Raw genomic sequence first — 15,142 nt, forward strand, 5'->3', positions numbered from 1 at the left:
GGCGCGCGTAATCCGACATCGGGGAGGGCGGTGATGCCGGTTGAGGGCGCTGGTGTTGTCGGGTTACGCGCTTGCGCGCTAACCCGACCTACCCGACCTACTGTATCACCAGCTCATGCAATTCGCCGGGCGAGTCCGCGAACAGTTTGACGACGGTGGAGGTGCGCGTGCCGTAGCCCGGCGTTTCGATGCAGACGGCGGACAGCACGCGCTCGAGGTCGAGCGGCACGCCCGTGTCGGGCAAGCGGAAGTCCGGTGCGCGCGTGGTGTCGGCCAGCATGTCGAAATACGCGTCGTCGGGTGCGCCCTGGCACAGCAGGCTGGCGAACTGGGCCTTGGTCTTCAAGACTTTCGGCCACGGCGCGTCCAGCAGGGCGTTCGACAGGCCGTAGATGCCCGGTTCCAATGGCTGGCCATTGCGCGCATCGCCATCGCCGCGGTTGGAAAACCAGATCAGGGTAGTGGCGTCGCCCAGCACCAGGTTAAAACCGTTGTAGGCTTTGCATCCGGGACGGATTTGCGCGATGTAGTCTTGCGGCGACATGTCGCCGGCCAGATAGTCGGCCACCAGGGCGCCGCGCGAGGGGGCGTCCGGGTTGCGGTCTTGCGGGCTGCGGATATTCGTGATGGCGGCAAAGCGCGAGCTGCCGCTGCCGGCCTGCGTGATGCCCATCCAGCTGCCGCCCGCCTGCAGGTCGCGGCCCGCATACACTTGCGGGTGCTCGGGCCAGACGCCGGCGGGGGCGCTGGCGCGTTCATAGAATTCGTCGCGGTTGGCGGCGGCAATCAGCGGGATGTGCGGATTGACTTTCCAGGCAAAAACGATCAGGCACATGGGGGCAAATCCATGAACACTTCCGTATGCCGCGCGCCGGCCGTCAATGACAGCAGGCCCGCCTCGTCGGACGCGCTGGCCAGCAGTTCGGCAAAACCTTCGCCGACGACGGGGTAGATTTCCATCCACGTCTGCAAGCCATCCTTGACTTCCGGGCGGCGCTTCAGCTGCGGCGCCACGCCGGAGGCGGCCGCCAGTTTCGCCTGCAAGGCACGCACCCTGGCTTCCAGCGCCTGGGCGTGCTCTTCCTTTACCTGATAGTAAATGTACAAATCTTTCATGGCATTCTCACAAATCGAGTGCGTCGAGCACATAAGGCATGGGCAGGAATTGCACGGCGGCGCCCTGGGCCGAACCGTAGCGCACGGCCCCGGCGGCGCTTGAACCTTCCGCTATCGCCCCCAGCTTCATTTCAACGAGGGCATCGATGCCGCCGGCACCGTTGGGCGCGGCGTTGACGAGCATGCCGCAAGGTTGCTCGGGGTCGCTGACGGCAAACAGTTCGCCACCGGCTACTGCCGCTGCGTCAGCGATGCTGACGAGGGTGGTGCGGCGCTTGAGCTTGCCCAAATACTGGCTGCGCGCGACGATTTCCTGGCCCGGATAGCAGCCTTTCTTGAAATTGACGCCGCCCAGCAGTTCAAAATTGACCATTTGCGGCACGAATTGCTCTTGCGTGGCGGCCGTGATCTGCGGGATGCCCGCGTGGATCTCGGACAATTGCCAGGCGTCATTGCCGCCCTTGGCGAGTTTTTCCGCCAGCTGCGGCCACACGTCGCGCGCCGTGGCGGCGGACGTCAGCCATTCATAGCGGGCGCTGCCAAACACATCGGCCACGCGCAGCAGGGTGCCCAGCGCATGGTCCACCTTGTTGAACGGCGTGGCGGGCAGGACGGGGAACCAGGCGGACAGGGCCGCGCTGGCCCGTTGGCCGCCGAGGCCCAGGACGACCTGGTTCGCTTCATCAAACGATGCATCGTGCAGCTTGGCCTTGGCGCGCAGCACGAACATTTGTAAACGCTTCTGGATGGCCGGCTGTATGGCGCGCGGCAATTGCAGATAAATGGTGGTGGCGTTGCGCCACATCAGGAAACTGGCCAGCAGGCGGCCTTTCGGCGTGCAGTAGCCGGCCAGGCGCACTTGCTCCTGGTTCAGGTGTTCCACGTCGTTGGTCAGCTGGCCGTGCAGGAAACTGGCTGCCTCGTCGCCGTTCAGGCCGATCAAGCCCTGGTCCGTGATGGCCGCGAGAAAACCTTCTTGTAGCTGGGACACTGTCAGGGACTGGCCAAAATCGGCAATAGGAGCGTTCGCGGTGCCGTCAGGCGCGCCATCGATGGCAGCGGGGCGGGCGCCTTGTGCAGTTAAAAATTGATTCCAGTTATTCATAATTTCCATTAGATCAGCGATTAAGCATTATCATTACGGGTTCATTATAGTGATGTCGCGCAGATCGCGTCGGCAGCGGCAAGATTGCCAGTGTTGGCGCCGCTTTGCGCGCACTTGCTTCACAAATGAACGATCATAACAAGCGCGCGCTGCACGCCAGCGAGCGCATCACAAGAATCGGAACAATGGCTTTCTTTAAAAAACTTGTAGTCAGTTCGGTCATCGCCGCCATCGGCGTCGGTGGTACTTTTGTGTATTGGGCGCAGCAGCCCATCACCACGGAAGGCGACGCGATCCCGTTTACGATCACGCCGGGCAGTGGCGCGCATGCGGCCGGCCAGCAGATCGCGGACGCGGGCGTGCCCATCGTGCCCATCCTGTTCAACCTGCTGGCGCGCGTCGAAGGCAAGACGTCGAAGATCAAGGCCGGTTCCTACGAGCTGAAACCGGGTACGACGCCACAGCGTCTGATCACGCAGCTGGCACGCGGTGAGTTCGCGCAAGAATCGCTGACCATCATCGAAGGCTGGACCTTCAGGCAGATGCGCATGGCCATGGCCAGCCACCCTGGCCTCAAGCACGATACCGTGGGCTTGTCCGACAAGGAGCTGATGGCGAAAATCAGCCCCGAGTTTGTGCTGCCGGAAGGCTTGTTCTTCCCGGATACCTATCTGTTCGCCAAGGGCGCCAGCGAAATGCAGATTTTCAAGCAGGCGCACACGGCCATGATCGGCCGCCTGTCCGAAGCGTGGGACAAGCGCGATCCGGCCTTGCCGTATAAAAACCCGTACGAGGCGCTGATCATGGCGTCGATCGTGGAAAAGGAAACGGGGCAAAAGTCCGAACGGGCCATGATCGCCGGCGTCTTCGTCAACCGCCTGAAGACGGGCATGCTGCTGCAGACGGACCCGACCGTGATCTATGGCATGGGCGACAACTACCAGGGCAAGATCCGCAAACGCGACCTGGAAGCGGACACCCCGTACAATACCTACACGCGCGGCGGCTTGCCGCCCACGCCGATTGCCCTCGCTGGGGCGCAATCGCTGACGGCGGCGCTGGCGCCGGCCCGCACGCAGGCGCTGTATTTCGTCGCGCGCGGCGACGGCACCAGCCAGTTCTCGGCCAACTTGCCCGACCATAACCGCGCCGTGAACCAGTACCAGCGCTAATATCATTATCAGATCAAGAGTTTCATGACACAACACTATCAACCGCGCTTCATCACCTTCGAAGGCATCGATGGCGCGGGCAAGTCGACGCATATCGGCTTTGTCGCCGACTACCTGCGGCAGCGGGGCGTGGCCCTCGTGTCGTCGCGCGAACCGGGCGGCACCAGCCTCGGCGAAAAGCTGCGCGAACTGCTGCTGCATGAAAAAATGCACCTGGAAACGGAAGCCTTGCTGATGTTCGCCAGCCGCCGCGAACACATCGCGCAAGTCATCGCGCCCGCTTTGGCGCGGGGCGAGTGGGTCATTTCGGACCGCTTTACCGATGCCAGCTTCGCCTACCAGGGCGGCGGGCGGGGCATGGACTTGCGCAAGATGGAAGCGCTGGAAGCATGGGTACATCCGCACCTGCAGCCGGACATCACTTTCCTGTTCGACGTGCCGCTGGCCGTGGCCCGTGCCCGCCTCGACGCCACGCGCGCCCTGGATAAATTCGAGCAGGAGCAGGCCGATTTCTTTGCCGCCACGCGCAACGAATACCTGCGCCGCGCGGCTGAGTTCCCGCAGCGCTTCCGCATCATCGATTCCACGCAAAGCATTGCCGATATTCAAGTGCAGCTGGCAAAACTGCTTGATGCATTACTTGAGCAAAGTGTTGCAACACGTTGATTGACAAAGAATAATATGATCAGTTCTCTCTATCCGTGGCAGCAGGACGCCTGGCAGCAATTGCAAGCCTTGCGCCCGCGCATGCCGCACGCCATTTTGTTCCATGGCGCGCAAGGCATCGGCAAGGCCGACTTCATCGAGCATTTCGCGCAAGCCTTGCTGTGCGAAGACGTGCGCGCCGACGGCCATGCCTGCGGCACCTGCGCCTCGTGCGGCTGGTTTAGCCAGGGCAACCATCCCGATTACCGCCGCGTGCGTCCGGAAGCGCTGGAAGATGACGTGGCCGACGACGGCGAAGAGGGCGAGGGCGCGAAGAAAAGCGCCAAGACCAAGACGCCGTCGAAAGACATCAAGATCGAGCAGATCCGCAACCTGGCCGACTTCATGAACATTTCCACGCACCGGCAAGGCTTGCGCGTGGTGGTGCTGTACCCGGCCGAGGCGCTCAACACGCCCGCCTCGAACGCCTTGCTGAAAACACTGGAAGAGCCGCCGCCGGGCACCGTGTTCCTGCTGGCATCGAACAGCCTGGACCGATTGCTGCCGACGATCTTGTCGCGCTGCAGGAAATTTGCCTTGCCGATGCCCAGCCACGAGCAGGCCCTGGCCTGGCTCAAGGTCCAGGGCTTGAACGATGCGGACAGCTGGCTGCGCGAGCAGGGCGGCGCGCCGCTGGCCGCGCTGGCCCAGTCCGAATCGGGTGGCCGCGAAGAAACGGAACAATTGCTGCAAGTGCTGGCCAATCCCGGCGTGGAAGCGGCGTTGAAGGCGGCCGACAAATTGCAGAAGGCCCCGCTGGCACCGCTGGTGACATCGCTGCAGCGCTGGCTGTACGACGTGTTTTCCGTCAAGTTGTCGGGCACCATACGCTACTACCCGCGCCACCGGCGCGAGCTGGAAGCGCTGGCCGGGCGCATCAACGTCAGCCGTTTGATGGCTGCCATCAAGGCCGCCAACGAGCGCCGGGCGATCGCCGAGCATCCTTTGTCGCCCAAGCTGTTTCTGGAAGACATGCTGCTCGACTACGCATCAAGCTGCCAATAGAATCAAGCACTTGCATTGCCAAGTTCATCCAGATTGTTTGGTGCTTGGCGCGATTGGAACTTAGAGCCTATTCCAGTAGGGAGCGTCTTCTGCTGGCAGTTCATCAGGAGCGCGGACAAGGCGTGAGGAGGACGCGTGGCGAGCCACGCGACGACGATCAACGCAGTCCCCGCTTCTGAGGGGCGCCAGCAGGGGATGTATTCATCTACTGGGATAGGCTCTTAGCCGCAGGCGCGCGTGCAGCTGCGGTATTGCACTTCGCACGCTTGCTGGCGTTCGGCGCGCCGGGCGCGGAAGGCCTGCGCTTGCGTCGGTTGCAGCTGTTGCGACTGTGGCCCCGTTTCCCGGCTCGCGGCCGCGTAGGGATTGCTGCCGGGCTTCATCGACAAGATGGGGCTGGTGTCGTTTTCCGTGGCGCCTTGCGCTTGCGCGCGGCAATCCTGGCGTGCCGATGCGCACACGGGCGCACACAAGCCCGCCTCGGGGATGGCCTTGGGTATGTCGCGCTTGTTCTGCTCCTGTACTTGCGCAGGCGCAGGCGTCGTCAGGGCCAGGCAGGCCAGCAGTATCAAAGGGCTGGCAACTTTCAGCATGAACACTCTCCACGTTTCCGTGCGCAACCCCATGGCTGCGCACCGGCCGCTCACTATACATCTTGATAACTTTTTTGCCTAGCGCGCCATGTCCGTTTGCCACGTTCTGAACCCGGTGTTACAGTCAAGGCACTGGACAGCAACGGAGGCGTGCATGAAACGGGTCACTGGCATTGGCGGCATCTTTTTCCACGCGCAAGACCCGGCCGCGCTGCGCGCCTGGTACCAGCGCCACCTGGGCCTGGACGTGCAGCCATGGGGCGGGGCCGCCTTCAGCTGGACGGATGCCGAAGGCCAGCCCACGGGCGGCACCACCATCTGGTCCGTGGCATCAGCGGACAGCGAGCAGTTCGCGCCCGGCAAGGCTGCCTTCATGGTCAATTACCGGGTCGACGACCTCGACGCGCTGCTGCAAGCCTTGCGCGACGAGGGCTGCACCGTGCTGGAGAAGGCGCCGGACTCGGAATACGGCCAGTTCGGCTGGGTCATCGATCCCGAGGGCAACAAGGTGGAGCTGTGGCAGCCGCCCGAGGGGCAATAGACCGGTCAGGCGCCGGATCAGCGATAATATCGGCTCCGCCAACCATTCTATTTATTTATGCGCGACATTATTGCTGGATTTCTACGCTTCCAAAAAGAGGTTTTCCCCGCGCGCCGCGAATTGTTCAAGACCCTGGCGACGGGACAAACCCCGAAGGCCCTGTTCATTTCCTGCTCGGACAGCCGCATGGTGCCGGAACTGGTGACGCAGCGCGAGCCAGGCGAACTCTTCGTGATCCGCAACGCGGGCAACATCGTGCCCTCGTATGGCCCGGAACCGGGCGGCGTCAGCGCCACGGTGGAATTTGCCGTGTCGGCCCTGAACGTGAGCGACATCGTCATTTGCGGCCATTCCGATTGCGGCGCGATGAAGGCGATCGCCACCTGCGCCTGCCTCGATCACATGCCGGCCGTGCGCAGCTGGCTGCACCATGCCGATGCGGCGCGCATGATCAACGAGTCGGTCGAGCATCCGACGGAACAGTCGCGCATCGACGGCATGGTGCGCGCCAACGTGGTGGCGCAACTGAATAACCTGCGCACCCATCCTTCGGTGGCGCTGGCCATGGCGCAGAACCGGCTGACCCTGCACGGCTGGGTGTACGACATCGAGAACGGTTCCCTCGATGCGCTCGACGAGTCGACCGGCAACTTCGTTCCGCTGGCGGAGCACCCGGCCTCGCAGCTGTAAGCCGCCGCGGCAGGGGACGGCGGCACTGTTCCCCTGCCAGTTTTTGCCCGCTCCGGTACAATCCCGCCTTATGTATATCGATTCCCATTGCCATATCAATTTCCCCGAGCTGGCCGCTCGCATGCCCGAGATCCTCGCCAAGATGGCCGAGAACAAGGTGACGCACGCGCTGTGCGTGTCCGTCGACTTGCCGGACTTCCCGCAGGTGCTGGCCCTGGCCGAGCAGTATCCGCACATTTTCGCCTCCGTCGGCGTGCATCCCGACTACGAAGATACGCCTGAACCGTCCGTGGAAGACCTGGTGCGGCTGGCCGACCACCCGAAGATTATCGCCATCGGCGAGACGGGCCTCGATTATTTCCGTCTGACGGGCGACCTCGAATGGCAGCGCGAGCGTTTCAGGACGCACATCAAAGCTTCAAGAATCACCCGTAAACCCTTGATTATTCACACAAGAGCGGCCAGCGAAGACACGATACGCATCATGCGCGAAGAGGGCGCGGGCGTGGCCGACGGCGGCGTGGCCGGCGTCATGCATTGCTTTACGGAATCGCTGGAAGTGGCGCGCGCCGCCATCGACATGGGTTTCTATATTTCCTTTTCCGGCATCGTCACGTTCAAGAGCGCCAAGGATTTGCAGGCCGTGGCCCTGGAAGTGCCGCTTGAGCGCATCCTGATCGAGACGGATTCGCCGTATCTGGCGCCCGTGCCGTTCCGCGGCCGCATGAACGAACCGGGCTATGTGGCCCACGTTGCGGAATACCTGTCGACCCTGAAAGGCATCCCGCTGGCCCAGGTGGCGCAGCAGACGACGGATAATTTCTTCAAGTTATTCAATCAGTTGCCGTAACTTCTTAAGGTTAGCCATGATGAAAAAACTCGCGCTGGCAATGCTGCTGTGCTGCGCCACCGCCAGTCACGCGGCGCCGGATCCGGACAGCTTTTTCCGCGCCGTGTCCGTCAATAACGCCAGCGGCGTGCGCAGCATGCTGATTGAGGGCATGAACCCGAACCAGCCTGATACGCAGCGCGGCGACATACCGCTCGTGCTGGCCCTGCGCGACGATGCGGACAAAGTGTTCAAGCTGCTGCTCGACACGCCCGGCATCGACATCGAAGCGCGCTCGGCCAATGGCAACACGGCGCTGATGATGGCGGCCTACAAGCACAAGCAGGACGCGGTCAACGCCTTGCTGGCCAAGGGCGCCAAGGTCAACCAGAGCGGCTGGACGGCGCTGCACTATGCGGCCTCGGCGGGCGACTTGCCCATCATGAAGATCTTTCTGGAGCGCGACGCCGTGGTCGATGCGCGCGCACCGGCCAACGTCACGCCGCTGATGTTCGCCGCCCGCGAAGGACAGGAAGGCGCCGTCAAACTGCTGCTGTCCTGGGGCGCGGACGCCAGCCTGAAAAGCGACCATGGCTGGACGGCCGCGCAGTTCGCCCAGGCCGGCGACAAGCCGGGCGTGGTGGCCATCATCGAAGCGGCGCAGAAGGCGCGCGCCGGCAGAAAGTAATCTTTGTATTAATATTTTCCATGCCAGCGCTGAAACTGGCATGGAATTGCCTCTCACCTCAGCCCTTTGTTCTCCGTGGCGATTAACGATAATGGTCGTGTCGCATTAATCAGGAGATCGTCGCATGGGCCATCACACCACCGTCAGGCGCCGGCTGTATTGTCGCCGCCCCGCGCGCAGCCCGTGCGACATCACTGCTTTCTGGAATGACAAAACCGATCGGCCATCGGAGCCAGACTCCAAGAGGACAGACATGCTGAATGAACGAGAAATCGAGAGTTGTTACCTGGGGCAATTTATCCCCGTCCATTACCATCACAATATGTTGATGGACCAGAACCGCATGCACGGGTTCAAGTCGGCGATCGATTACGCCGTGAAACCCGGCATGAAGGTGCTGGAACTGGGCGGCGGCACCGGCGTGTTGTCGTGGTTTGCGGCCGCGCGCGCCGACAAGGTGTGGTGCGTGGAATTCAATCCGGACATGGTCAAGGAAGCGCGCAAGATGCTGGCGCTCAACCCGAACGGTGAAAAAGTCGAAGTCGTCCATGCGGACGCCTTCGAGTACCTGCCGCCCGAGCCCGTCGACGTGGTCATTTGCGAAATGATTCATGTTGGCATGCTGCGCGAAAAGCAGGTGGAAGTGATCGAATCGTTCAAGCGCCGCTACCTGGCCCGTTTTGGCGGCCCGCTGCCCATCTTCCTGCCCGAAGCCGTCATCATGGCCGTGCAGCCGATGCAGCAGGAGTACGACTTCGAGGGCTTTTACGCGCCCATCGTGCAATTTCAGGAAACCGCGGCCATTCACCCGGGCGTGCAGGAACTGGCGCCACCATCCGTCTACAGCATCATCGACTTCAGCCAGCCAACGGACAGCGTGTTCGGTTTCGACGGCAAGTTCGTCGTCGAGCGCAGCGGCACCCTGAACGCCTTGCGTTTCGTTACCAAGAACATCCTGGCCGTCGTGCCCGAGCGCTCGACCACCATCGACTGGCTGAACCACTACATGTGTCTGCCGCTGGCCGCGCCGGTGGCCGTGAAGGCGGGCGACGTGTTGCAGGTGAGCTTCCAGTACCGCGCGGGCGGCTCGATCCCCTCGCTGGAAGCGTCGATCCGCGCGCAGGTGATTTACGATGTCAACTTGCAACCGGTAGGACAGAACGCCGTCTACGCGTAAGTATCATTAATGTAAAGGCAACGCCGCGGGCATTTCGTCCTGCGGCGTTTGTCCATTCAGGGTATATTTCGTGTTTTACCCACTGGACAGCTTTATTATCATGGAACAGATCGATCAGCGTTACCTCGTGCAACAGAACAAAATCAGCGATGGCGAGACCAAGCCGCCCGTGTTTGCAAAGGTAATGCGCAGCAAGGAAGGCGTGTTTGAAGGCGTGTCCTTCATCAAGTCGAAGGAAAAGGCCAGCATCCTGACCATCGAAGAGGCCAACCAGGCCATCAAATGGGCCGGCAGCAAGAAACCGAACGCGCATGAGTACATCACGAAAGTGATTTGCGTCGGCCAGTAAGCCCCCCGTTCATTCCCGTTTTTGCACCGTTCATCCCCGCATTGTGCCGTTCATCGCACGGCCGTTGCCGCCCCGGCGGCGCTTGACTATAGTGCCGTCACGGTAGCGGGGCAAGCACGGCTTGCTCCGCACATTTTATTCGGGGGAAACGCGATGCTGGGATTTGTGCTGTGGCTGCTGCTCTTGCTGGTGTGCTGGCCCCTGGCCTTGCTGGCCCTCGTGCTGTATCCGCTGGCCTGGCTGCTGTTGCTGCCATTGCGCTTGATCGGCATCGGCGTGGAAGGCGTGTTCGAATTGCTGCGCGCCATCGTCATGTTGCCGGCCCGCGTGCTGGGCGGCGGGCGGCGCTAAATACATGTTTCCCATAAAAAATGGCGCCCTCGGCGCCATTTTTGTTTATATCACTGCCTTGCTTACAGGTCGACCATGAAACCGGCGCCGATCGATTTCTGCGAATAGTTGTAGTCGATCAAGCTCTGGCCATAGCCGGAGAACAGTTGCAGATAGCCTTTCAGGTTGGCTTTCAATGGGAAAGCCCAGCTGGCTTGCATCGAGCCATGTTTCTTGCTGAAATTGCGGCGCGCCGTCACGGCATACTCGTGACCCTTGTTACGGTAGCTCACGCGCAAGTCGCCATGCCCCATGTAATCGGTGATGTCGATATTGTCATTGTCGGTCTTGCCATTATCGAGGCGGTGCCAGATGCGCGTCGTGACGGCCAGGTTGTCTTTTTCCACGCCCAGCTCGGCATACACGCGGTTCCAGCTGCGCGACAGGGTCGAGGTCTGACCATTCGACTGGTGCACCAGACCGAAATTCAGGTAATTGAATTCCACGCCGGCAAAGTTCTTGTTGATCGGCAAGACCAGCATCAATTCCGGCTGATAGTTGGTCTCGCGGAAGGGGCTCGATGCCTTGCGGTTATACGCCTGCCAGAAACTTTGCTGTGTGTAGCCGAACCACATGTCGATGGGCGTGCCGGCTATGTCTTCCAGCAGCTTCATCTTGAAACTCAGCTGGAACGTCAATTCCACATGCTGGCTCTTGACACCGCCTGGCGTGAAATCCTGGAACGGCTCGTCGTTCGAAGCGTCGCTGTAGTTGGCCAGCAGCAGATAGGTGTCGCGGTGCGGGCGGAAGTTGAACAGGCCGCGCTTTGAGGCATCGTTGAGTTCCCACGATTGTTGCGTGCGCGAAATTGGCGCTTCCGGCGGCGCCGCGCCAGCCTGGGCAATGGCGGGAATGGCGGCGTTGACGGCGTCCGGCGTGGCCACGCCAGGCGGGCTGACAAACGTGAGGGGGGCGACCTCGGCGGCGGCTGCCAGGGTCACGGCAGCGGTGGCGGGATCGCCGCCGGCGGCGATGGTGGCCTTTTCCGCCGCCTTGGCCAGGGTGTCGAAGCAGCCCAGGCGGGCGCTGGCGTCACCGAGCACGGCGCAACGCTGCATTTGCTGTTCCAGTTCGCCGGCCATGGCCAGCGCTGGCGACGCCAGCAGGGAGGAGAGGATTATTTTTCTTAGTCGGATAGTCATAGATTGAGTAGGGCATGTCATTCGGTGCGCACCTGGGCTGGCATGCCGGCGGCGTCGCCTTGCACGATCATTTACGGTGCGTGTTGATTTTGATTAATCTTTACTGGATTAATAAAGTTGAAAGTATAGCGGAATCTCTTGTTTATTCTATGCAACGCGCGTGCGCGCTAATGTTAGTGTTGTACGCATGGTAAAAAATGGTTACGCGCCATCCTCCAAATCGATGTCTGCTACACTGGAAAACCGGCGCAAAGCAAGTCGTGCCGGGGTTAGCCATGGAGATTGTGATGACCCGCAAAACACCTATCGAGCGCTACCGCAACATCGGCATCAGCGCCCATATCGACGCCGGCAAGACCACCACCACCGAGCGCATCCTGTTTTATACGGGGGTGAATCACAAGATCGGTGAAGTGCACAACGGCGCCGCCACCATGGACTGGATGGAGCAGGAGCAGGAACGGGGCATCACCATCACCTCGGCCGCCACCACGGCGTTCTGGAAAGGCATGGCCGGCAACTTCCCCGAACACCGCATCAACATCATCGATACGCCCGGCCACGTGGATTTCACGATCGAGGTGGAGCGCTCGATGCGCGTGCTCGACGGCGCCGTGATGGTCTACGATGCCGTCGGCGGCGTGCAGCCCCAGTCCGAGACGGTCTGGCGGCAAGCCAACAAATACCACGTGCCGCGCATCGCCTTCATCAACAAGATGGACCGGGTGGGTGCGGATTTCTTGCGCGTGCGCAAGCAGATCGGCGAGCGCCTGAAAGGCGTGGCCGTGCCCATCCAGCTGCCCATCGGCGCCGAAGAGCATTTCACGGGCGTGATCGACCTGCTGAAAATGCGCGCCATCACCTGGGATGACGCCAGCCAGGGCGTGCAGTTCAGCTATGGCGAGATTCCCGCCGAGCTGCTGGCGCAGGCGCAGCAGTGGCACGAGCACATGGTCGAGCACGCGGCCGAAGCCACTCTTGCCATGACGGAACGCTACCTGAATGGCGACACGTTCACGGAAGCGGAACTGAAACAGGCCTTGCGCGCGCGCACCATCCGCAACGAGATCGTGCCCATGCTGTGTGGCAGCGCTTTTAAAAACAAGGGCGTGCAGGCGATGCTGGACGCCGTCATCGAATACCTGCCGTCGCCGATGGAAGTGCCGCCCATCATGGGACACGACGAGCACGACAACGAGGTGGAGCGCCATCCGACGGACGAGGAGCACTTTGCCGCGCTGGCCTTCAAGATCATGACGGACCCGTTCGTGGGGCAACTGACGTTCTTCCGCGTGTATTCGGGCGTGGTGAACTCGGGCGACATGGTCTACAACCCCACCAAGAGCGCGCGCGAGCGCCTGGGGCGCATCCTGCAGATGCATGCGAACGAGCGCAAGGAAATCAAGGAAGTGTATGCGGGCGACATCGCCGCCGCCGTGGGCCTGAAAGCCGTCACCACGGGCGACACCCTGTGCGCCATCGACCACGTCATCGTGCTGGAAAAGATGATTTTCCCGGAACCCGTGATTTCCCAGGCGGTCGAACCGAAGACCAAGCCTGACCAGGAAAAGATGGGCATCGCCCTGAACCGGCTGGCGCAGGAAGACCCGTCGTTCCGGGTGCATACGGACGAGGAATCGGGCCAGACCATCATGTCCGGCATGGGAGAATTGCACCTGGAAATTCTGGTCGACCGCATGCGGCGCGAATTCGGCGTGGAAGCGAACGTGGGCAAGCCGCAGGTGGCGTATCGCGAGACCATCACGCGCGCGGTGGACGATATCGAGGGCAAGTTCGTCAAGCAGTCGGGCGGACGGGGCCAGTACGGCCACGTGGTGCTGAAACTGGAACCCTTGCCGCCAGGTACGGGCTACCAGTTCGTCGACGCCATCAAGGGCGGCGTGGTGCCGCGCGAATTCATCCCGGCCGTCGACAAGGGCATCGCCGAAACGTTAAAGTCTGGCGTGCTGGCCGGCTATCCGGTCGTCGATGTGAAGGCCACGCTGACGTTTGGCTCCTACCACGACGTCGATTCCAACGAAAACGCGTTCCGCATGGCCGGCTCCATCGCCTTCAAGGACGGCATGCGCAAAGCGCATCCTGTGCTGCTGGAACCGATGATGCAGGTGGAGGCGGAAACGCCGGAAGAATTCATGGGCAACGTCATGGGCGATTTGACGGCCCGCCGCGGCATGGTGCAGGGCGTCGACGACATCCCCGGCGGCGCGGGGCGCATCGTCAAGGCCCTGGTGCCGCTGGCGGAAATGTTCGGCTATTCCACCACCCTGCGTTCGCTGACCCAGGGCAGGGCCACCTACACGATGGAATTCAAGCATTATGCGGCCGTGCCCAAGCATATCCTGGACCAGGTGGCATCGGCCGGTAAAGCCAGGTAGGTCGGATTAGCGGGGCAAAGCCCTGCGTAATCCGACACCACCAACGGCCGTGCCAACAATGTTGTCGGGTTACGCGCGTTGCGCTAACCCGACCTACGCATCAATTCAGAAGATTCTGCGCAATGATGGCGTCCGCCATCTTCTCCGCCTCATCCACCGGCTGGCTCAGCGCTTTGGTCGTGTAGACGGTGGACGCCACCATCGGCTGGTCCAGCGTTGCCCCTTCGCCATGGCTCGTGTCGACCGTCACCGTGGTCGACAGGCCGATGCGCAGCGGGTGGGCGGCCAGTTCCTTCGGGTCCAGGGTGATGCGCACCGGCACGCGCTGCACCACCTTGATCCAGTTGCCCGTGGCGTTTTGCGCCGGCAACAGGGAAAACGCGCTGCCCGTGCCGGCCGACATGCCCAGCACCTTGCCGTGATAGACCACCTTGCTGCCATACAAATCCGTTTCGATGGTCGCCGCCTGGCCGACGCGGATATTGCGCAATTCGGACTCCTTGAAGTTCGCGTCGACCCATAACTGATCAAGTGGCACGATGGACATCAAGGGCGTGCCCGGCGTCACGTGCGAGCCCAGCTGCACGCTGCGCTTGGCCACATAGCCCGAGACAGGCGCGACCACGGCGTTGCGGCGCACGGCCAGCCACGCCTGCAGCACGTCGCCCCGCGCCGACAGCACGGCCGGATGGCTGGCCAGGTTGACGCCGGCCACGCCCGATTTGGCGGACTCGGCCTGGCGCTGCGCCACCGTCAGGGCCGCCTTGGCGTCATCGACGGCCTGTTTCGCATGGGCAAGGTCTTCCCCCGAGATCGTGTGGTCCAGCGCCAAGGGCGCGCGGCGCGCCAGGTTGCCCTGCGCCGTGGCCAGTGCCAGGCGGCGCTGCTCGATGATGGCGTCGTACTGCGCCACGCTGGCATAGCGTTCGCGCTCCTGGCGCACGACGTTGCCCAGCCGTGCCTGCGCCTGGCTCAGGGCCAGGTCCGCATCGATGGCGTTCAGCGTGATCAGCGGGGCGCCCGCTTTCACCATCTGCGTTTCGTCGGCGCGGATGGCGTCGACATTGCCCGTCACCTGCGCGGACAGGGTGACGAGGTTGCCGCCCACGTAGGCATTGTCCGTCACTTCTTCCTTGGCCAGCACTAATTGATAATAAACTGCCCAGGCGGCGCCCGCCACGAGAAAGGCGGCCGTGATGGCGATCAGGACGGCCTTGCGTTTGCCCGGCTGTTCGGTGGTGGTG

Annotated in this window: 17 protein-coding genes; 11 read left to right on the plus strand and 6 right to left on the minus strand. The window is 62.2% G+C overall.

Going from position 1 to position 15,142, the window contains the following annotated elements; all coding sequences use genetic code 11:
* Positions 1–97 precede the first annotated feature (97 nt).
* The 3 genes from K0F86_RS10730 to K0F86_RS10740 are packed head-to-tail and all read right to left on the minus strand — an operon-like array spanning position 98 to position 2,230.
* The gene (locus K0F86_RS10730; RefSeq protein WP_219134373.1) at positions 98–835 is read right to left on the minus strand and encodes an NRDE family protein; all 738 of its coding nucleotides are present in this window, start codon (positions 833–835) and stop codon (positions 98–100) included.
* Positions 826–1,116 carry a DUF4936 family protein gene (locus tag K0F86_RS10735; protein ID WP_096235535.1) on the minus strand — a complete coding sequence of 97 codons (291 nt, stop codon included), beginning with the start codon at positions 1,114–1,116 and terminating at the stop codon, positions 826–828. The genes K0F86_RS10730 and K0F86_RS10735 overlap by 10 nt, the downstream gene beginning before the upstream one ends.
* 7 nt (positions 1,117–1,123) lie before the next feature.
* On the minus strand, positions 1,124–2,230 hold the full coding sequence (locus K0F86_RS10740; RefSeq protein WP_219134374.1) for a folate-binding protein YgfZ: 1,107 nt from the start codon (positions 2,228–2,230) through the stop codon (positions 1,124–1,126).
* A gap of 176 nt (positions 2,231–2,406) precedes the next feature.
* Here K0F86_RS10740 and mltG point away from each other — a divergent pair, with 176 nt between their 5' ends.
* Genes mltG through K0F86_RS10755 form a run of 3 tightly spaced genes read left to right on the plus strand, consistent with a single transcriptional unit; the run spans position 2,407 to position 5,103 of the window.
* On the plus strand, positions 2,407–3,393 hold the full coding sequence (mltG, locus tag K0F86_RS10745; protein WP_219134375.1) for an endolytic transglycosylase MltG: 987 nt from the start codon (positions 2,407–2,409) through the stop codon (positions 3,391–3,393).
* 24 nt (positions 3,394–3,417) lie between these two features.
* The gene (gene tmk / locus K0F86_RS10750) at positions 3,418–4,059 is read left to right on the plus strand and encodes a dTMP kinase (protein WP_219134376.1); all 642 of its coding nucleotides are present in this window, start codon (positions 3,418–3,420) and stop codon (positions 4,057–4,059) included.
* A 15-nt stretch (positions 4,060–4,074) separates the two neighbouring features.
* The gene (locus tag K0F86_RS10755; RefSeq protein WP_219134377.1) at positions 4,075–5,103 is read left to right on the plus strand and encodes a DNA polymerase III subunit delta'; all 1,029 of its coding nucleotides are present in this window, start codon (positions 4,075–4,077) and stop codon (positions 5,101–5,103) included.
* A gap of 221 nt (positions 5,104–5,324) precedes the next feature.
* Here K0F86_RS10755 and K0F86_RS10760 read toward each other — a convergent pair whose 3' ends face one another.
* Positions 5,325–5,696 carry a hypothetical protein gene (locus K0F86_RS10760; RefSeq protein WP_219134378.1) on the minus strand — a complete coding sequence of 124 codons (372 nt, stop codon included), beginning with the start codon at positions 5,694–5,696 and terminating at the stop codon, positions 5,325–5,327.
* A gap of 154 nt (positions 5,697–5,850) precedes the next feature.
* Between K0F86_RS10760 and K0F86_RS10765 the strand changes: the two genes are divergently transcribed.
* The 7 genes from K0F86_RS10765 to K0F86_RS10795 all read left to right on the plus strand — a co-directional run bounded on the left by K0F86_RS10765 (position 5,851) and on the right by K0F86_RS10795 (position 10,321).
* Positions 5,851–6,237, plus strand: coding sequence for a VOC family protein (locus tag K0F86_RS10765; RefSeq protein ID WP_219134379.1), 387 nt, complete (start codon positions 5,851–5,853; stop codon positions 6,235–6,237).
* 57 nt (positions 6,238–6,294) lie between these two features.
* Positions 6,295–6,927: a carbonic anhydrase gene (locus K0F86_RS10770; protein WP_071077253.1), complete on the plus strand. Its 633-nt coding sequence runs from the start codon at positions 6,295–6,297 to the stop codon at positions 6,925–6,927.
* 70 nt (positions 6,928–6,997) lie between these two features.
* Positions 6,998–7,777: a TatD family hydrolase gene (locus tag K0F86_RS10775; protein ID WP_046682742.1), complete on the plus strand. Its 780-nt coding sequence runs from the start codon at positions 6,998–7,000 to the stop codon at positions 7,775–7,777.
* A gap of 16 nt (positions 7,778–7,793) precedes the next feature.
* Positions 7,794–8,444, plus strand: coding sequence for an ankyrin repeat domain-containing protein (locus tag K0F86_RS10780; protein ID WP_219134380.1), 651 nt, complete (start codon positions 7,794–7,796; stop codon positions 8,442–8,444).
* A gap of 253 nt (positions 8,445–8,697) precedes the next feature.
* The gene (locus tag K0F86_RS10785) at positions 8,698–9,621 is read left to right on the plus strand and encodes a methyltransferase domain-containing protein (RefSeq protein ID WP_219134381.1); all 924 of its coding nucleotides are present in this window, start codon (positions 8,698–8,700) and stop codon (positions 9,619–9,621) included.
* A gap of 70 nt (positions 9,622–9,691) precedes the next feature.
* Positions 9,692–9,970: a hypothetical protein gene (locus K0F86_RS10790; RefSeq protein WP_243136430.1), complete on the plus strand. Its 279-nt coding sequence runs from the start codon at positions 9,692–9,694 to the stop codon at positions 9,968–9,970.
* A gap of 153 nt (positions 9,971–10,123) precedes the next feature.
* Positions 10,124–10,321, plus strand: a complete 198-nt coding sequence (locus tag K0F86_RS10795; RefSeq protein ID WP_096235523.1) for a hypothetical protein — start codon at positions 10,124–10,126, stop codon at positions 10,319–10,321.
* Positions 10,322–10,383: 62 nt separating this feature from the next.
* Here K0F86_RS10795 and K0F86_RS10800 read toward each other — a convergent pair whose 3' ends face one another.
* Entirely contained in the window at positions 10,384–11,502 is a 1,119-nt protein-coding gene (locus K0F86_RS10800; RefSeq protein WP_306823194.1) for a phospholipase A, read from the minus strand.
* 287 nt (positions 11,503–11,789) lie between these two features.
* Here K0F86_RS10800 and fusA point away from each other — a divergent pair, with 287 nt between their 5' ends.
* The gene (gene fusA, locus K0F86_RS10805; RefSeq protein ID WP_219134382.1) at positions 11,790–13,898 is read left to right on the plus strand and encodes an elongation factor G; all 2,109 of its coding nucleotides are present in this window, start codon (positions 11,790–11,792) and stop codon (positions 13,896–13,898) included.
* Between the two features lie 100 nt (positions 13,899–13,998).
* Here fusA and K0F86_RS10810 read toward each other — a convergent pair.
* The coding region (locus tag K0F86_RS10810; RefSeq protein WP_219134383.1) for an HlyD family efflux transporter periplasmic adaptor subunit at positions 13,999–15,142 on the minus strand (1,144 nt) is incomplete at its 5' end.

Source organism: Janthinobacterium sp. UMAB-60, assembly GCF_900095235.1.
Lineage (GTDB): Bacteria > Pseudomonadota > Gammaproteobacteria > Burkholderiales > Burkholderiaceae_D > Janthinobacterium.

Coding starts and splice junctions, on each gene's coding strand:
- K0F86_RS10730 (WP_219134373.1), bottom strand. CDS start 835: ATGTGCCTGATCGTTTTTGCCTGGAAAGTCAATCCGCACATCCCGCTG.
- K0F86_RS10735 (WP_096235535.1), bottom strand. CDS start 1,116: ATGAAAGATTTGTACATTTACTATCAGGTAAAGGAAGAGCACGCCCAG.
- K0F86_RS10740 (WP_219134374.1), bottom strand. CDS start 2,230: ATGGAAATTATGAATAACTGGAATCAATTTTTAACTGCACAAGGCGCC.
- mltG (WP_219134375.1), top strand. CDS start 2,407: ATGGCTTTCTTTAAAAAACTTGTAGTCAGTTCGGTCATCGCCGCCATC.
- tmk (WP_219134376.1), top strand. CDS start 3,418: ATGACACAACACTATCAACCGCGCTTCATCACCTTCGAAGGCATCGAT.
- K0F86_RS10755 (WP_219134377.1), top strand. CDS start 4,075: ATGATCAGTTCTCTCTATCCGTGGCAGCAGGACGCCTGGCAGCAATTG.
- K0F86_RS10760 (WP_219134378.1), bottom strand. CDS start 5,696: ATGCTGAAAGTTGCCAGCCCTTTGATACTGCTGGCCTGCCTGGCCCTG.
- K0F86_RS10765 (WP_219134379.1), top strand. CDS start 5,851: ATGAAACGGGTCACTGGCATTGGCGGCATCTTTTTCCACGCGCAAGAC.
- K0F86_RS10770 (WP_071077253.1), top strand. CDS start 6,295: ATGCGCGACATTATTGCTGGATTTCTACGCTTCCAAAAAGAGGTTTTC.
- K0F86_RS10775 (WP_046682742.1), top strand. CDS start 6,998: ATGTATATCGATTCCCATTGCCATATCAATTTCCCCGAGCTGGCCGCT.
- K0F86_RS10780 (WP_219134380.1), top strand. CDS start 7,794: ATGATGAAAAAACTCGCGCTGGCAATGCTGCTGTGCTGCGCCACCGCC.
- K0F86_RS10785 (WP_219134381.1), top strand. CDS start 8,698: ATGCTGAATGAACGAGAAATCGAGAGTTGTTACCTGGGGCAATTTATC.
- K0F86_RS10795 (WP_096235523.1), top strand. CDS start 10,124: ATGCTGGGATTTGTGCTGTGGCTGCTGCTCTTGCTGGTGTGCTGGCCC.
- K0F86_RS10800 (WP_306823194.1), bottom strand. CDS start 11,502: ATGACTATCCGACTAAGAAAAATAATCCTCTCCTCCCTGCTGGCGTCG.
- fusA (WP_219134382.1), top strand. CDS start 11,790: ATGACCCGCAAAACACCTATCGAGCGCTACCGCAACATCGGCATCAGC.